Source organism: uncultured Tateyamaria sp. (assembly GCF_947487805.1).
Taxonomy (GTDB): domain Bacteria; phylum Pseudomonadota; class Alphaproteobacteria; order Rhodobacterales; family Rhodobacteraceae; genus Tateyamaria.
Genome location: NZ_CANKXW010000010.1, coordinates 120,256 through 135,633, shown reverse-complemented (window position 1 = coordinate 135,633; position 15,378 = coordinate 120,256). Strand labels below are relative to the sequence as shown.

The 15,378-nt window shown below is 63.0% G+C and carries 17 protein-coding genes; 5 read left to right on the top strand and 12 right to left on the bottom strand.

What is annotated here, in order from left to right; all coding sequences use genetic code 11:
- Positions 1 to 140 precede the first annotated feature (140 nt).
- Complete coding sequence (locus Q0949_RS19510) at positions 141 to 821, top strand: GntR family transcriptional regulator (protein ID WP_299376414.1); 681 nt, start codon at positions 141 to 143, stop codon at positions 819 to 821.
- Here Q0949_RS19510 and Q0949_RS19505 read toward each other — a convergent pair.
- Genes Q0949_RS19505 through Q0949_RS19475 form a run of 7 tightly spaced genes read right to left on the bottom strand, consistent with a single transcriptional unit; the run spans position 818 to position 6,648 of the window.
- Positions 818 to 1,687: a dioxygenase gene (locus Q0949_RS19505; RefSeq protein ID WP_299376411.1), complete on the bottom strand. Its 870-nt coding sequence runs from the start codon at positions 1,685 to 1,687 to the stop codon at positions 818 to 820. The genes Q0949_RS19510 and Q0949_RS19505 overlap by 4 nt on opposite strands.
- A 13-nt stretch (positions 1,688 to 1,700) precedes the next feature.
- Positions 1,701 to 3,008, bottom strand: coding sequence for a TRAP transporter large permease (locus Q0949_RS19500; RefSeq protein ID WP_299376408.1), 1,308 nt, complete (start codon positions 3,006 to 3,008; stop codon positions 1,701 to 1,703).
- The gene (locus tag Q0949_RS19495) at positions 3,005 to 3,526 is read right to left on the bottom strand and encodes a TRAP transporter small permease (protein WP_299376405.1); all 522 of its coding nucleotides are present in this window, start codon (positions 3,524 to 3,526) and stop codon (positions 3,005 to 3,007) included. Before Q0949_RS19495 ends, Q0949_RS19500 begins: the two co-directional genes overlap by 4 nt.
- 11 nt (positions 3,527 to 3,537) lie before the next feature.
- Positions 3,538 to 4,626, bottom strand: a complete 1,089-nt coding sequence (locus tag Q0949_RS19490) for a C4-dicarboxylate TRAP transporter substrate-binding protein (RefSeq protein ID WP_299376403.1) — start codon at positions 4,624 to 4,626, stop codon at positions 3,538 to 3,540.
- 27 nt (positions 4,627 to 4,653) lie between these two features.
- Entirely contained in the window at positions 4,654 to 5,097 is a 444-nt protein-coding gene (locus tag Q0949_RS19485) for an OsmC family protein (protein ID WP_299376401.1), read from the bottom strand.
- A 19-nt stretch (positions 5,098 to 5,116) separates the two neighbouring features.
- Complete coding sequence (locus Q0949_RS19480; RefSeq protein ID WP_299376398.1) at positions 5,117 to 5,770, bottom strand: malonic semialdehyde reductase; 654 nt, start codon at positions 5,768 to 5,770, stop codon at positions 5,117 to 5,119.
- Complete coding sequence (locus tag Q0949_RS19475; protein WP_299376395.1) at positions 5,767 to 6,648, bottom strand: fumarylacetoacetate hydrolase family protein; 882 nt, start codon at positions 6,646 to 6,648, stop codon at positions 5,767 to 5,769. The genes Q0949_RS19480 and Q0949_RS19475 overlap by 4 nt, the downstream gene beginning before the upstream one ends.
- Positions 6,649 to 6,743: 95 nt before the next feature.
- On the opposite strand from Q0949_RS19475, the gene Q0949_RS19470 reads away from it, so the two are divergent.
- From Q0949_RS19470 to Q0949_RS19460, 3 genes are read left to right on the top strand one after another with little or no spacing between them, the layout of a single operon-like run.
- Positions 6,744 to 7,130 carry a YciI family protein gene (locus Q0949_RS19470; protein ID WP_299376393.1) on the top strand — a complete coding sequence of 129 codons (387 nt, stop codon included), beginning with the start codon at positions 6,744 to 6,746 and terminating at the stop codon, positions 7,128 to 7,130.
- 5 nt (positions 7,131 to 7,135) lie between these two features.
- Positions 7,136 to 8,404 (top strand): malonyl-CoA decarboxylase, encoded by a 1,269-nt coding sequence (locus tag Q0949_RS19465; RefSeq protein ID WP_299376390.1) that lies wholly within the window; start codon positions 7,136 to 7,138, stop codon positions 8,402 to 8,404.
- Between the two features lie 14 nt (positions 8,405 to 8,418).
- Positions 8,419 to 9,912 (top strand): malonyl-CoA synthase, encoded by a 1,494-nt coding sequence (locus Q0949_RS19460; RefSeq protein WP_299376388.1) that lies wholly within the window; start codon positions 8,419 to 8,421, stop codon positions 9,910 to 9,912.
- A 6-nt stretch (positions 9,913 to 9,918) separates the two neighbouring features.
- Here the strand turns inward: Q0949_RS19460 and hpaH are convergent, their stop codons facing one another.
- From hpaH to hpaE, 4 genes are read right to left on the bottom strand one after another with little or no spacing between them, the layout of a single operon-like run.
- Complete coding sequence (gene hpaH, locus Q0949_RS19455) at positions 9,919 to 10,719, bottom strand: 2-oxo-hept-4-ene-1,7-dioate hydratase (protein WP_299376385.1); 801 nt, start codon at positions 10,717 to 10,719, stop codon at positions 9,919 to 9,921.
- Entirely contained in the window at positions 10,716 to 11,570 is an 855-nt protein-coding gene (locus Q0949_RS19450) for a fumarylacetoacetate hydrolase family protein (protein WP_299376382.1), read from the bottom strand. Before Q0949_RS19450 ends, hpaH begins: the two co-directional genes overlap by 4 nt.
- A 17-nt stretch (positions 11,571 to 11,587) precedes the next feature.
- Entirely contained in the window at positions 11,588 to 12,571 is a 984-nt protein-coding gene (gene hpaD, locus Q0949_RS19445; RefSeq protein ID WP_299376380.1) for a 3,4-dihydroxyphenylacetate 2,3-dioxygenase, read from the bottom strand.
- Entirely contained in the window at positions 12,571 to 14,082 is a 1,512-nt protein-coding gene (gene hpaE, locus Q0949_RS19440) for a 5-carboxymethyl-2-hydroxymuconate semialdehyde dehydrogenase (protein ID WP_299376377.1), read from the bottom strand. The genes hpaD and hpaE overlap by 1 nt, the downstream gene beginning before the upstream one ends.
- Positions 14,083 to 14,215: 133 nt before the next feature.
- Here hpaE and hpaR point away from each other — a divergent pair, with 133 nt between their 5' ends.
- On the top strand, positions 14,216 to 14,653 hold the full coding sequence (gene hpaR / locus Q0949_RS19435) for a homoprotocatechuate degradation operon regulator HpaR (RefSeq protein ID WP_299376374.1): 438 nt from the start codon (positions 14,216 to 14,218) through the stop codon (positions 14,651 to 14,653).
- Here hpaR and Q0949_RS19430 read toward each other — a convergent pair.
- Positions 14,650 to 15,351: a fumarylacetoacetate hydrolase family protein gene (locus tag Q0949_RS19430; RefSeq protein ID WP_299376371.1), complete on the bottom strand. Its 702-nt coding sequence runs from the start codon at positions 15,349 to 15,351 to the stop codon at positions 14,650 to 14,652. The genes hpaR and Q0949_RS19430 overlap by 4 nt on opposite strands.
- Between the last annotated feature and the right edge of the window lie 27 nt (positions 15,352 to 15,378).

Sequence of the window (15,378 nt, the reverse complement as noted above, 5' to 3'; positions counted from 1 at the left end):
GCGGAATCGCGCCCTGAAAAGGTATGATGGCGGCGGCACTGTACCTTTCGTCACTGCTCGCTGCACCACTCTCCATCGCTTGGCAAAACTCCGTCCAAATCTGTTGAAAGACTTAAAAAAATCGATAATCTGAACATACCATGACAGCCATCGAAACAGAAATCTCAGGGCGTGACGGTTCTGCCACGCACAAGGCCTATCACAGGCTGCGCGAGATGATCGTGACGGGAGATCTGCGCCCCGGGGAAAAGCTCAAGATCGACACGTTGCGGGCGCGGCTGTCGACCGGAGCGTCGCCCATCCGCGAGGCGCTGAGCCTTCTGACCTCGGACAATCTCGTGGAGCGGATCGACCAACGCGGGTTTCGCGCCGCCGAGATCAGCGCGTCGAACTTTACCGAGATCCTGACGCTGCGCTGCACACTCGAAGACCTCGCTTTGCGTGAAAGCATCGCCCATGCCGACCAGCAGTGGGAAGAAGCCATTGTGCTCGCCCACCACCGCATGCAGCGCGCCAAGGCCGACAAAAAGGCGGATTTCGAGGTTTTGCACAAGGCGTTTCACATGACGCTGCTGGCCAATGCGCCCTCGCCCATTTTGCTCAAGTTCTGTTCGCAGCTTTATGATCTGAATATCCGCTACCGGTACCTCGCAGGCAGCGCGCTGGACTATCAAAAGCGCGATGTGAGCGAGGAGCACAGCCTGATCATGTCCACCGCCATCGCCCGCGATGCGGATGGCGCAAGCGCCAGCCTGCTGCGCCATTACCGCATGACGGGTGATTTTCTGGCCGGTCTGCTGGGCGACGGCGCTCTGGGTTAGGCGCGCACCAGCGTCAGGTCGAAATCGACCTTCAGATAGTCTTCGGTCACCTTGCCGGACAGCGCAAAGCCCTGGGCCGGGAACGTCTCGGGGCCCAGGGTCTTGTAGCGCATGACAAGATCCTCGCGCACCCCAAAGACGGTGTCCTGATCGAGGTACGGGTCATCTTCGGGAAAGACCTCGGTGACCAGCGGGCGGAAGCCTTCGGCCTCGACAATGAAATGCAGGTGCGAGGGCCGCCATGGATGCCGCCCGCAGGCGCGCAGGATGTCGCCCACAGGCCCGTCCGAGGGCACCGTGTATTCGACGGGCCGCACAGTGGTGAACCCATAGCGCCCATCCGCGCCGACCTGTTGCAGCCCGTGGAAGGAATAGGTGTCCTGATCCGGATCCTGGCTGGAATAGAGGCCGTTGGGCGCGGTCTGCCAAATGTCCAGCGTTGCGCCCTCGATGGGGTTGCCATCGGGATCGCGCACGGTGCCCTCGACCAGCAGCAGCGTGTCATCATAGTCGCGCCGCATGTCCGCCCCCACCGGCAGATCCGGCGAGCCGGTGATGTGGAACGGCCCAAGCACGGAAGACGATGTGCCCTCGGGCGTTGAGTTGATCATGTCCACAAGGCTCGACATGCCAAGCACGTCCGACAGCAGCACAAATTCGTGCCGCTCGGCGTCCGAAATCTCGCCTGCCCTTTCCAGAAAGGCGATGCCGGTGTTCCACTCGGCATGGGTCAGGTTCACCTCGCGGGCGAAATTGTGCAGGTGCTTGACCAGGCTGCCCATCACCTCGCGCAGGCGCGGGTCCGTGTCGGCGCCCAGATATCCCATGAAAACATCGGTGATATTGTCTTTGGTCACGTCGCGCATGGCGGTCTCCTCTTTATCCCAAAATCGCCAGACTGAGGCTGGGGAAACAGATCAGGATGATCAGAACGATCAGCATCACCCCGGCAAATGGCAAAGCACCCAGGAACACGTCCTTGAGGGCGATCCTGTCGTCATCCAGCGTGGCCTTGATCACGAAACAACTCAAGCCCAGAGGCGGCGTCAGCAACCCGATTTCGGCGGCCACCACAGCGACGATGCCGAACCACACGAGGCTGAGGCCCATGGAATCGATCAGCGGCAGGAACAGCGGCACAACGATCAGGATGATTGATGCGGTGTCGAGGATCGTGCCCAGAAACAGCATCAGCACCACAAGCAGGAACATGATCCAGAAAAAGCTGAAATCGTTCTCGGCGAGGATCGTCTGGAGCTCATTGGGCAGGCCCGCGATGCCCAGCATGCGCGCATACATCGATGCCGCCGTGATCAGGAACAGGATCGCGGCTGTGATGTGGCCGGTCTCGATAACCGTGTCCCAGAACGTGCGCAGGTTGATCCGCCCGCGCAAGCCGGCGATCACGATGCCAAGGAGTGAGCCTGCCGCCCCCGCTTCGACCGGGGTGGTCCAGCCGGTGTAGATGCCGCCCAGCACCACCACGATCAGCGCAAGGATCGGCAGGGTCTTGATGGCGATTTCGGACCAGGGCATCAGGTCGGTGTCCTCGACCAGAGTGCCGCCGACAAAACCGGGCGTGAACCGGCCCATGAACCAGATCGCCGCCACATAGGCCGCCGCCAGCAGCAGGCCCGGCACGACACCGGCCAGAAACATCTCGCCCACCGACTGTTCGGCCACAAAGGAGTAGATGATCAGCATCGCCGAAGGTGGGATGATCATGCCCAGCACCGAACTGCCCGCCACCACGCCCACGGCAAAGCGCGGGTTGTAGTCATGCTTGAGCATCTCCGGCACCGACATCTTGGAAAAGACGGAGGCCGAGGCGATGGACGATCCGGTCACGGCGGCAAAGACGGCATTTGCACCAACCGTGGCCATGCCGATGCCCCCGGTGATGCGGCGGAATCCCTGGTTCATCACGCTGTAGATGTCCGCGCCCAGCCCCGCCTTGGACACGATCAGCCCCATGAAGGTAAAAAGCGGGATGGTGGCAAAGGTGTATTCCATCGCGCTGTCGCCGATCGCGATCTTCAAGAGCGCAAAGGACAGGTCATAGCTGTCGCGCATCACCCAGATGGCGACAAAGCTGACGACGCCGAGCGCGATGGGAATGTAGACGCCCAGATAGATCAGGACGATGATGGCGATGATGGACACCATCCCGATGTCGATGGAATTCATGCGCTGCTGTCCTGGGATGCGGCGTCATCGCCGTTTGAGGTGAAGATGTGCAAGACGAAGTGCAGCGCGCAGAGGCAGGCGCTGAGAAAGATCACCAGCTTGACCGGCCACCACGGCGCGGTGAACACGCCCGGCACGCCAAAAAAGTCGCCTGTTTCCCACATCTCGAGGAATTCGGGCCAGATGGCGATGGCCACAAGGATCATGAACACCGCGCTCACCAGGTCGATGGTGCGGCGCATGAAGCGACCCGTGGGCGGCGCCTTTTGCGTCATCAGGCTGAGGAACCCGTCCGACCGGGTCAGGCGCCCCACGCGGATCACGTCCGGCAGTTGGAGAAAGACGATCAACACCATCGAGAACTGGACCACCTCAACCGCACCCAGAAAGGGTTTGTTGAACAGGCCGCGCGCGACGATGTCGTAGTTGACCACCGCAATCAGGGCGATGACCACAAAGGTGCCGGCGGCATTGGCCGCCATGGCGATGCCGCCGGCAATTTTGGTCAAAGCGTGCATGACGGCCCGGATCAGTTGGTCACGGAATCCGCGGCCCAGTCACGAATGGGCTCGTAACCGGCGGCGCGCAGCTTGCCCATATAGGCGTTGAGCATCTCTGTGCCCGGCTGACCGTCCGCATTCAGGTTCGCGGACCATTCGGCGGCAATGTTGGGCATGGCTGCGGCCCAAGCCGCGCGCTCGGCCGGGTCCATCTCAACGATGGTGCCGCCTGCCTCGACATAGGCCTGACGGCTCGCCTCGGCGCGGTCCATTGCGATGCCCGCCACGTGATCACGATAGGCCACGGCCACCTCTTGCAGCACGCCCTTGACCTCGTCCGGCAGCTTGTCCCAGTACCGCTTGTTCACGGTGATCGTCTTGGAATTCACCGCACCCAGATCGGCGCGCAGCATGTAGGGGGCCACTTCGGCAATCTTGAAGGTCTTGGCCGCTTCGGGCCACAGCATGGCGTGATCCACCAGACCGGTTTGCAGCATGTTGTAGAAATCGGTCAGACCCCCACGCACACCGGCCGCACCCTCGATCCCTTCGAGATAGCGCAGGTTCATGCCGGCGCCCGCAACCTTGCCGCCCTCGATGTCCTTGAGGCTGTTTACGGGTGATTTGGAGAACACCTGATAGGTGTCGAGCACAACGCCGGTGGCCAGATAGACCTGGTTCTGCTTTTCGAACTCCGCCTGCATGGTCGGGAATTCCTTGGCGATCTCGTCCACGGCCTTGGCCACGGCGCGCGCATCGGCGGCCACGAACGGGGTCACGGCGGATATCGCCTGGCTGGGCAGTTTCGAGTTGTGGAAGATCGTCGTGACGATGCCGATGTCACCCAGACCCAGCTTGACCCCTTCGAGGACACCCTTGGGTTTGACGATGGTGCCGCCATAGCTTTCCTGCCAGTCCATCTTGTAATTGCCGGACTGGGCAAGGCGCTTGTCGACCTCGGGGATGAAGAAGTTGGTGAACTCCTTGACCCAGAGCGCGCGCGCCGGATAGCCGTCGATGACGACCGCCTTGATGGTTTCGGTGGCTGCCGCGGGCAAGCCCGCCGTCACCGCGAGAAGTGCGCCCACAACGGTGCGGCGCGTCCAGTGTTTGAACATGTCAGTCCTCCCTTGTTTTGCCCGTTTTCAGGCTTTCTTCCACGTGGTTTCCACGTTGGTTCCCGCCGCCACAAACAGCTTGGACAGCGGGCAGTATTTGTCGACTTCTGTTGCGACGGCCTGCAATTCGGCCGCGCTTGCCGGGCCATCGGCGGTCACGGTTTGAACGATGGACACGAACGGCACGTCGATCTCTTGGGCCAGCGTCACGCCGCGACGGTCAAAATCGCAGGCGATGTCGATCTTCAGCTGGCCGATGTCGATGCCGAGGCTTTTGGCGCATTTGTGCCCGATCACATTGGTGCAGCCGATCAGCGCGGCCAGCGCCGTGTCAGTGGGCGTTGGCCCTGCATTGGTGCCGCCACGCTCGGTCGGCTCGTCAATGGCCATGTGCAGGTCGCGCACGGAGATATCGGCCCGCGAGTGGCTGGGGCATGTTGCCGAAGACCTGAGTTTGACAGTGGTTATCATCTTTACGGTCATGGTGCCCTCAGATCACGCTGCACACATCGTCGAACTTGAATCGCGGCAGTTTTTGATACAGCGCCGTTTCGTCAGCATAGCCGATGTTGCACAGGAAATTCGATTTCCACCCGTTTTCGGCAAAGAACGTCTCGTCCACGATCTTGTTGGAAAAACCGGACATCGCACCCACGTCCAGACCCAGCGCCCGCGCGGCAATCATCAGATACGCCCCTTGCAGGGTCGAGTTGCGATATGCCGTATCGTGGGCAAACGCGGCGTTGTTCTCGAACAGCGGCTTGCGGTTTTCATGCGGGAACAGAAAGTCGAGGCGCTGCCAGTAATTCGGATCCCACGCCACGATGACCGTGACCGGGGCCGCGCGCATCTTTTCGATGTTCTTTTCCTTGAGCGACAGCGCCAGCTTGTCCTTGGCCGCATCCGACGTGACAAAGATGAACCGCGCCGGGCACGTGTTCATGCTGGTCGGGCCGGCGATCACGATGTCGAACAGTGTCCGCAGCATGTCCAGCGGCACGGGCCTGTCCGTCCATGCGTAATGGGACCGGGCATCGCCCAGGATCAGGTCGATACTGTCTTGATCAAGTTGGGAGATACGCCCCCTCAGGGCGCGCACGGCCTCTTGCGCGTCGGCGCGCATATCAGCGCCGTCCGCCATCATTCTGCCGCCAGCGTCTTGCTTTCGGCCTCGTCGATGACCGGGCTGGCGCAGATGCCGATGCCTTCGATCTCGATTTCGACCGTCTCGCCGGGTTTGAGCCAGCGGGGGTTGGGTTTCTTGGCGTGCCCCACGCCCGGCGGGGTGCCCAGCGCGATGTGGTCGCCGGGGCTCAGGGTCGTGTATTCAGAGATGATGGCGATGGTGCGCGCCGCCCCCCAGATCATGTTGGCGGTGTTGGAGGATTGCAGGATCTCGTCGCCCACGCGGCTTTCGATCTTGAGGCCGGATGCGCCCTCGGGCAACTCGTCCGGAGTGACCACAAAGGGGCCAATTGCACCCGTTGCGTCAAAGTTCTTGCCCGGCGTCCACTGGTGCGTCTTGCGCTGATAATCGCGCACTGACCCGTCGTTGAACACGGTAAAGCCAAAGATGTGGTCCAGCGCGTCCGCCTCGCTGATATGCCGCCCGCCCTTGCCGATGATCATCATCAGCTCGGCCTCGTAATCCAGCTTGTCCGAGCAAGATGGGCGCACCATCGGCTGGCCCGCGGCCATGATCGACTGCTTGCCACGCATGAACAGTGCCGGATAGTCGGGGATGTCGTACCCGCCTTCCTTGATGTGTTCGACATAGTTCAGGCCAAGGCAGATGATGGTGCCCGGTGCGGCGATGGGCAGGGCCGGCGTGATCGCGCTGACCGGAACGGACGCAGCCCCCCCCATGGCCGCAGCGACGCGGTCCATCAGGTCGGGATGGTGGCACAGGGTCGCCAGATCCTGACCGATTTCCGGAACGGCAGCGGTCAAATCAAAGGCGTCATCGCCCTTCACAGCAAAAACACTTTGCCTGCCTTCATGCGTGCCAACGATAAACCGCATAGAATCCTCCCGGTTGCTTGATGGAAATTTTGACGATAAAAATATTCCAAGTCAAATAAAATCGATTTTATGGAAGAGCGCGAAAGGAAAACGACATGCCAACATGGAACGACTACAAGGCTCAGGCCACCGCACGCGGCGCATTGGCGTTTGAATTGTACGTGGCCGTGTCGACGCCCGCCAAGGGCCCGGAGGATCTGCGCGCGGTTCTGCCGGAGCATCTGGCCTATATCGCGCAGCTGGAAAAAGACGGTGTTCTGGCCTTTTCCGGGCCGCTGTCGGATGAAACGGGCGGGCAGATGGAGGGGATGGGTATGATGGTCCTGCGGGCCGGATCCATAGACGAGGCCCGCGCCTTTGCCGCAAATGATCCCATGCACACGACCGGCACCCGCACCTTCGTGCTGCGCAAATGGCTGGTAAACGAGGGCGGCCTAACGGTGAACGTGCGCCTGTCGGGACAGTCCGTAACACTGGAGTAAACGCAATGACGCAGCTCAGCTTTTTGGGGGACATGTTGACCACGCTGTTTGAACGGCGCGCGCCCACGGCGCCTGCTGGCGACACGCGGTCGCTTGACGACATGTGCCTTGCGCTGCTTGATGCGGGCGGCGAGGTGTCGGGCATCGCCCTGGCCCAATCCATCCTCGATCGTTACGCGGCCCTGACCCCCGCAGAAAAACGCACGTTCTTCACCTTTCTCAACGACGTGCTGGAAATCAGCCCGCAGGGGGTGCAGGCCGCGGCTCAGACCTTTGCCGCCTCGCAATCGGTGGCGGATTATCGCGCCCTGGCCCAGGCGGCGGAACCGCGGCGGCAGGAATTGCTGCGCCGTCTCAACCAACCGCCGGGCGCCACGCGTGCCCTGGTCAACATGCGCACCGATCTGCTGGCGGCACTGGCCGAGGACCCGAACCTTGCGCGCACCGATCTGGATTTCCGCCACCTCCTGCGCAGCTGGTTCAACCGCGGCTTTCTCGTGCTGCGGCAGATCAGTTGGGAAACCCCGGCCAGCATCCTGGAAAAGATCGTGGAATACGAGGCGGTCCACGCCATTCAGGACTGGGACGACCTGCGCCGCAGGCTCTATCCGCAGGACCGCCGGTGTTTTGCATACTTCCACCCCACCATGCCGGACGAGCCGCTGATCTTTGTCGAGGTGGCCCTGACCATGTCCGTGCCTGCATCGATCCAGCACGTGCTGGCGGGGGACCGGGAGGTCCGCAGCCCGCAGGACACATCGGTCGCGGTGTTCTATTCGATCTCCAATTGCCAGACGGGGCTGAAGGGGATCAGCTTTGGCAACCTGTTGATCAAGCAAGTGGTCGACGAGTTGCGTCAGGAACTGCCGGGGCTGGACACCTTTGTCACCCTGTCGCCGATCCCCCGCTTCAATGCCTGGCTGTCGCAACAGACCGAGGACGAGACCGCGCGCACCATCCTGCAAGGCCACGGCAGCGCGGACATGATCCGGCAGGCGGCCTCTGACTACCTCGCCCATGCGCGCACCGCCCAGGGCGCGCCCTTTGATCCCGTGGCGCGCTTTCACCTAGGCAATGGCGCGCAAATCTATGCCGTCCACGCCGATGCGGACCTGAGCGAGAACGGCCAGCACCAGTCCAGCGGGGCCATGGTGAATTACCACTACGACCTTGACCTGCTTGAACAGAACCACGAACGGTTTGTACAAAATGGCGACGTGTCGATGACACCCGCCTTCCGGTCCACGCTGACGGCCGGACCCGAGACGACGTAAAGGACACATACCCCGTGGCAAACCACCTCTATGATCATCTGATCGCGCCCCACGCCCAGAACACGCATCCGTTCCTGGTGCAGGACGGGGCGGATGACATCAGCTATGCGGCCTTTGTCCGGCAAGTGGCGCGGATGGCGCACCGTTTGCGCAAATCCGGACTGGACGTGGGCGACCGGGTGGTCGTGCAGGCCCCCAAGACGGTCGAGATGGTCATGCTTTATGCCGCGACCGTGCAGGCGGGGGGCGTGTTCCTGCCGCTGAACACCGCCTATACCCGCGACGAGGTCGCCTATTTCGTTGGCGACGCCACGCCCGCGCTGATCGTGTGCGATGGCGGCACGGCCACGCAGATGCAGGAGATCGCAAATGGCGCGCAGGTTCTGACCCTGAACGCTGACGGCACGGGCAGCCTGACCGACGGGCTCAACGCCCTGCCCGATATCTTCGACACCGCAGAGCGCGGACCGGACGACCTGGCCGCGCTGCTCTATACCTCCGGCACCACGGGCCGCTCCAAGGGCGCGATGCTGAGCCACGCAAACCTGTTGTCCAACACCAAAGCGCTGACCGATCTGTGGCGCATCACCGATGCCGACCGGCTGGTGCACGCCTTGCCGATCTTTCACACCCACGGGCTGTTTGTCGCGCTGAACACCAGCCTGCTGGCGGGGGCGACTGTGGATTTCATGCCCGGCTTCAATCTTGACGCCATCATGGCCGCCCTGCCCCGCGCCACGATGATGATGGGCGTGCCCACCTTCTACACCCGGCTTTTGTCCGATGACCGCCTGAGCGCCGATTTGGTGTCGAACATGCGCCTGTTCGTGTCGGGCAGCGCCCCGCTTTTGGCCGAAACCCACGAGGCGTTCACCGCACGCACCGGGCATGCGATCCTCGAACGCTATGGCATGACCGAAACCAACATGAACACCTCGAACCCCTATGACGGCGACCGCAGGCCCGGCACGGTGGGCCACCCCCTGCCGGGGGTCGAGGTCCGCCTGACCGATCCGCAAAGCGGCGACGAAGTGGCCCCCGGCGGCGTCGGCATGATCGAGGTGCGCGGGCCCAACGTCTTTCAGGGCTATTGGCAAATGCCCGAGAAAACCGCGGCCGAGCTGCGCGAGAACGGATTTTTCATCACCGGCGATCTGGGTCAGATCGATGCGGACGGGTACTTGTCCATCGTGGGCCGCGAAAAGGATCTGATCATCACCGGCGGCTACAACGTCTATCCCAAGGAAATCGAAGACGTGCTGAACGATATCGACGGCGTGTCGGAAAGTGCCGTGATCGGCATCCCCGACGCCGATTTCGGCGAGGCGATCGTGGCCGTCGTGGTGCCCGATGCGGGCCGCCAGATCGACACCGACAGCCTGTCGGAATCCGTACGGTCGCGTCTGGCGCGGTTCAAACACCCCCGCCGTTACGAGGTGGCGTCCGAATTGCCCCGCAACACGATGGGCAAGGTGCAGAAAAACGCGCTGCGCGACACCTACGGCTAACGCGGCCTAGTCAAAGGCCACGCTGACATGGCCGAAGGGGCCGAAATCGGCGTGGATCTCGGCGCCTGCGGGACATTCCACCGGCCGGATAAAGCTGCCCGACAGGATCACGTGACCGGGCTGGATGCTCTGGCCGTATTCCGCCATGCGCCGGGCCAGCCAGACGACGCTTTCCACCGGGTCGTTCAGCACCCCGGCCCCCAGCCCAGTTTCCTCGACCGCGCCGTTTCGCGTGGTGATCGCCCCGACCCAGCGCAGATCGAATGCATCCACCGCGTGCCGCGCCTCGCCCAGCACGATGCCTGCATTGGCCGCATTGTCGCTGATCGTGTCAAAGACGTTGCGCGTGGCACCCGTCTCCGGATCGGCCCGCAGGATGCGGGTGTCGAGGATCTCCAGAGAGGGCGCCACATGATCCGTGGCCGCAATCACGTCCGCCCGCGTCACATCCGCACCGCCCAGTGCACGGCCCATGACAAAGGCGATCTCGGCCTCGATCCTGGGCTGGATGAACCTCCCCTTTGGCACCCGCGCGCCATCGGCAAAGAGCATGTCGTCAAACAGGATCCCGCTGTCGGGGATGTCGATGTTGAGCGCATATTGCATCGCCTTCGAGGTCAGACCGATCTTCCACCCGATCACGTCGCGCCCTTGCGCCAGCTTGGCGCGCAGGATCGCGGACTGGATGGCATAGGCGTCGTCCATGCCCATCTCGGGATGCGCCCGCGACAGCAGCCCGATCTGGGTGCGCGTCGCCTCCGCCTCCAGCAGGCGGGCGGCGGCATCTGCGTGATCTTCAGGGGTCATAGCACTTCGTCCTCCACGGTGTTGCGCAGGGTGCCGATGCCGTTCACCTCGACCTCTACCACATCGCCGGGCGCGAGATAGCGGGGCGGATCAAACCGCGCCCCGGCCCCCGTTGGCGTGCCGGTCACGATGATATCACCGGGCTGAAGCGTCATGAATGTCGAGATATAGGCGATCTCGGCGCGCACCGGGAACATCATCCGGCGCAGCACATCGTCCTGCCGCACCTCGCCGTTCACGCGGGTCAGAATGCGCGCCTCGTCCAGCTGTGCGGCCTCCTGGAACGGCACGATCCAAGGCCCCATGGCCGCCGACCGGTCCCAGTTCTTGCCTTGGGTCACGTTGAACTTGGCGTGCCGGACCCAGTCGCGGATGGTGCCTTCGTTGCAGATGGTCAGCGCCGCGATATGGTCATAGGCGTGCTCGGGCGCGATCCGCCGCCCGGCCTTGCCGATGATCACGGCCACCTCGCCCTCGTAGTCCAGCGTGTGGTTTTCCGGCGGGCGGATCAGCGGGCGGTTGTGGCCGGTAAAGCCGCTGGCAAAGCGCGGGAAAAGCGACATATATTTCGGCTGCGCGCTGCCGTCCTTGTACTCGGCATTGCGGTCAGGGAAATTGACCCCGACGCACAGGATCCGCTGCGCATCGGGCAGCACCATCTCGTACGCGACCTCTGTATGGGTCACGTCGCGCCCCACTGCGGCCTGCTCCAACTGTGCCAACCCGCCACCGCGGATGACAGAGCACAAGGTCGGCCAGTCCGGGAAATCGCCATCCAGCGCGATCAGGCCCGCATCCGTCACGGCCCCGTAATGCGTGCGCCCCTGCGCCGAGAATGTGGCAAATCGCATGGTCTCTCCCTGGCTGGTCATGGCGCGATGATCGGGCTTGCGGCCAGATCCGACGCGCGCGGCGTCACGCCCACAAAGGGCGATCCGTTCTCGAACCAGCTGCGCGGCGCGGGCGCACCCCACAACGTCTGGCGCTGCGGATCCTTGAGATCCCACTTGATCGGCTCAAGATCCGGATCGACCGTCTGGTAATCCGAGCAATAAATCTCGATCCGGTGCCCGTCCGGGTCGAGGATATAAAGGAAGAACGCGTTGGAAATCCCATGCCGCCCCGGCCCCCGCTCGATATGATCCACATAGCCGGTGGTCGCCATCAGATCGAGCAGGTCAATGATGTTCAGCGGTGTCGGCACCCAGAACGCCACATGGTGCATCCGCGGTCCCGTCCCGTTGGTAAAGGCCATGTCATGCACCCCGCCCTTGCGGTGCATCCACGCGGCCCACAGCCGCTTGCTGTCCTCATCCTCGGTGTACTCCGTCACCCGGAACCCCCAATCGCTGTAAAACGCGACCGAGGCGTCCACATCCGTGGAAAAGCAGTTGAAATGGTCGATCCGCAGCGGCTTGACCCCGCGATAAAGCGCGTATTGCTGATGGATCGGCGGCAGGCGGTCCATCCGGTGATAGAACTCAAGCGGAATGCCCATATTGTCCGAGGTCAGCAATGTGCGCCCCTGATAGGGCCGGTCGACCCAGGATGTGGGCCGCCCCTTGCCCTCGAAATAGGCCGCCGCCCGGTCCAAATCGCCCTCGTCAAAGGTCTTGAACCCCATCACCTCGACCGTGCCCGGCTGGTCCGAGCGTTGCAGGATGATGCAGTGGTGGCCCCGTTCCTCCATTGCGCGCAGATAGATGTGGCTGTCGGTCTCGTCGGTCACCTGCATCCCAAGAATATCGGTGTAAAACGTCCGCGATGCGGCCAGATCCGCCACGTTCAGGCACACATGACTCAGCCGGATGGTGTTGAAATCGGGGTACAGGTTCGGTGCAGGTACAGGCATCACAGCGCTCCGAGCTTGGTGATCTTGTGCTGACCCGTGGCCAGGCCGATGTGCTTTTGCTCCATGTAGAAGTCAAAGGACCAGTCGCCGCCATCGCGCCCGATCCCGCTGGCCTTGACCCCGCCAAAGGGCGTGGGCAGGTGCCGCACGTTTTCGGAATTGACCCAGATCATCCCCGCTTCCAGCCGGTCGGTAAAGCGCAGCGCACGTGTCAGGTCGTTGGTCCAGACATATCCCGTCAGACCGTACGGTGTGTCGTTGGCGATGGACAGCGCCTCGTCCTCGGTTGCAAAGGGGATCGAGGTCAGCACAGGGCCAAAAATCTCCTCGCGCGCGATGCGCATGTCGTTGGTGGCATCGGTGAACAGGGTCGGCTTGACAAAATACCCGGTATCCCCCGCAGGCGCGCCGCCTGCGGCGATCGTTGCACCGTCCGCCTTCGCGGTGTCGAAATAGCCGGTGACCTTGTCGTAATGCTCCTGCGAAATCAGCGGCCCGATTTCCGTCTTGGGGTCCAGCGGATGGCCGACGCGGATCGCATTGACCCGCTCAACCAGACGGGCCTCGAACGCTGCGCGGATCGTGTCCTGCACCAACAGGCGCGAGGACGAGGTGCACCGTTCGCCGTTGATCGAATAGATCATGAAGATCACCGCATCGAGCGCCCGGTCCAGTTCCGCGTCGTCAAAGACGATGACCGGGTTCTTGCCACCCAGCTCCAGATGGTTGCGTTTCAGCGTATCGGCCCCCTGTTTGGTGATCAGGCTGCCGGTCCGGCTTTCTCCGACAAAGGCGATGGCGCGGATAAGGGGATGTTCGCACAGCGCCTTGCCCGCCTCCTCGCCAAAGCCATTCACGGTGTTCAGCACACCGGGGGGCAGGCCCGCGTCTTCGGCGATCTCGACCAGCAGCCGCGCGGTCAGCGGCGAGGCTTCGGCGGGTTTGTGCACCACCGTGCAGCCCGCGGCCAGCGCCGGCGCGATTTTCCAGGTGGAGAGCATGAAGGGCGTGTTCCACGGCGTGATGACGCCCACCGGGCCAATCGGCACGCGGGTGGTGATGTTCATCAAGGTGGGAGACTTCAGGTGCTGGCCGTCGCGGGCCTGCACCACCTGATCGGCGAAATAGCGGAAATTCTCTGCCCCGCGCAGGGCGGCCTTGGACATGAATTTATAGGCCTGCCCGGTGTCCCAGCATTCGCACAGCGCAATTTCCTCGGCCCGCGCCTCGATCCCTTCGGCGATACGGATCAGTATGGCGCGGCGTTGGGTCGCGGGCATGTCGCGCCACTCGGCAAAGGCGGCGTGTGCGGCCTGTGCGGCCGCATCGATATCGCCCGCGTCGCCGCGCGCCACATCGCAGATATGGCTTTCGTCCACGGGCGAGACACTGGCAAAGACACCGCCCCCGCCGTCCCGGTCCGCGCCGGCAATGCGGTTCTTGATCCCGTGCGCGCGAAACCGCGCCAGAAACCCGTCCAGCTTTTCCAGATTGTCGTTCAGTGTTGCCATCTCGGCCCCCAGGATCTGCCGCGGGGCAGTATCGTTAACATGTTAATTATTGACAGGTTAAGTAAACCCTGCTTGCATTGTCAAGTGTACCTTGGCAGCACCGCCAGGACCTCTTTGACACAGGCGCGCCCGCATGACCGACCCGCTGCCCTCGACCTCCAGATCCCTGCCCATCGCGCTGATCCGCGCCCGCGAGGGGGTTATGGCCCCCATCCGCGAGATGCTGTCGGAAACCGGCATCACGGAACAGCAATGGCGCGTGCTGCGGGTGCTGGACGAGGCCGGGTCCATGGACACCAAAACGCTGGCCAACCGCGCCAGCCTGCTCTTTCCCAGCCTGACCCGGATCGCAAGTGCGATGCGCGACAAGGGGCTGATCACCCAGACCCGCGACACCGTGGACCGGCGTCGCCAGATGATCGCGCTGGCCCCCGCCGGGCAAAAGATCATCGACGACCACCGCCATCGCGCGGGCCAGATCGTGGACGGGTTCCGCGCCACGCTGGGCACAGAAAACTACGAGACCCTGCTGGATCTACTGGGCAGGCTCGACCCCGGACCGCGCGACTAGACCACGCGCAGTTCGACCCGCCCGATCCCCTCGACCTCGCCCACCATCTCGTCACCGCGCGCCACCGGCCCCACACCCGCAGGTGTGCCCGTCATGATCAGGTCACCGGGCGCCAGCGTGAACAGCGCCGACAAATGCGCAATCACCTCCTGGGTTTTCCAAATCAGCTGATCCAGATCACCGTCCTGCCGCATCTCTCCATTCACCCACAGGCGCACGGCCCCGCGCGCGGGGTGCCCGATATCAGCGACGGTGCGAATGGCCGACATCGGCGCAGAGCTCTCGAACGCCTTGCCCACTTCCCACGGGCGACCCATCTTCTTGGCCGCGCCTTGCAGATCGCGCCGCGTCATGTCGAGGCCCGCAGCATAGCCAAAAACGTGATCCAGCGCCGTCTCAACTGGAATGTCCGCCCCGCCGGTGCCAATGGCCACCACATGCTCCATCTCGAAATGCACATCGCTCGACTGTGCGGGATACGGGAAATCCGCACCCGGCTGCACAATCGTGTCCGCGGGTTTCTGGAAAAAGAACGGCGGCTCCTTGTCCGGATCATGCCCCATCTCGACCGCATGGGCCGCATAATTGCGCCCGACGCAGTAAATACGCCGCACCGGAAACCGCTCGGCGTGCCCCTCAATCGGCAGGCTGACCACAGGTGCGGGGGCAAAGGCATAATCGGGTGCGTTGTCGGTCATATCAGCTCCTGAACACGGGCGCGCGGC

Excerpts from the sequence above, each read along its gene's own strand:
- Q0949_RS19485 (WP_299376401.1), bottom strand. The coding sequence starts at position 5,097 with ATGATAACCACTGTCAAACTCAGGTCTTCGGCAACATGCCCCAGCCAC.
- hpaD (WP_299376380.1), bottom strand. The coding sequence starts at position 12,571 with ATGCCTGTACCTGCACCGAACCTGTACCCCGATTTCAACACCATCCGG.
- Q0949_RS19500 (WP_299376408.1), bottom strand. The coding sequence starts at position 3,008 with ATGAATTCCATCGACATCGGGATGGTGTCCATCATCGCCATCATCGTC.
- Q0949_RS19505 (WP_299376411.1), bottom strand. The coding sequence starts at position 1,687 with ATGCGCGACGTGACCAAAGACAATATCACCGATGTTTTCATGGGATAT.
- Q0949_RS19465 (WP_299376390.1), top strand. The coding sequence starts at position 7,136 with ATGACGCAGCTCAGCTTTTTGGGGGACATGTTGACCACGCTGTTTGAA.
- hpaE (WP_299376377.1), bottom strand. The coding sequence starts at position 14,082 with ATGGCAACACTGAACGACAATCTGGAAAAGCTGGACGGGTTTCTGGCG.
- hpaR (WP_299376374.1), top strand. The coding sequence starts at position 14,216 with ATGACCGACCCGCTGCCCTCGACCTCCAGATCCCTGCCCATCGCGCTG.
- Q0949_RS19495 (WP_299376405.1), bottom strand. The coding sequence starts at position 3,526 with ATGCACGCTTTGACCAAAATTGCCGGCGGCATCGCCATGGCGGCCAAT.
- Q0949_RS19490 (WP_299376403.1), bottom strand. The coding sequence starts at position 4,626 with ATGTTCAAACACTGGACGCGCCGCACCGTTGTGGGCGCACTTCTCGCG.
- Q0949_RS19475 (WP_299376395.1), bottom strand. The coding sequence starts at position 6,648 with ATGCGGTTTATCGTTGGCACGCATGAAGGCAGGCAAAGTGTTTTTGCT.
- Q0949_RS19430 (WP_299376371.1), bottom strand. The coding sequence starts at position 15,351 with ATGACCGACAACGCACCCGATTATGCCTTTGCCCCCGCACCTGTGGTC.
- Q0949_RS19450 (WP_299376382.1), bottom strand. The coding sequence starts at position 11,570 with ATGCGATTTGCCACATTCTCGGCGCAGGGGCGCACGCATTACGGGGCC.
- Q0949_RS19470 (WP_299376393.1), top strand. The coding sequence starts at position 6,744 with ATGCCAACATGGAACGACTACAAGGCTCAGGCCACCGCACGCGGCGCA.
- Q0949_RS19510 (WP_299376414.1), top strand. The coding sequence starts at position 141 with ATGACAGCCATCGAAACAGAAATCTCAGGGCGTGACGGTTCTGCCACG.
- hpaH (WP_299376385.1), bottom strand. The coding sequence starts at position 10,719 with ATGACCCCTGAAGATCACGCAGATGCCGCCGCCCGCCTGCTGGAGGCG.
- Q0949_RS19480 (WP_299376398.1), bottom strand. The coding sequence starts at position 5,770 with ATGATGGCGGACGGCGCTGATATGCGCGCCGACGCGCAAGAGGCCGTG.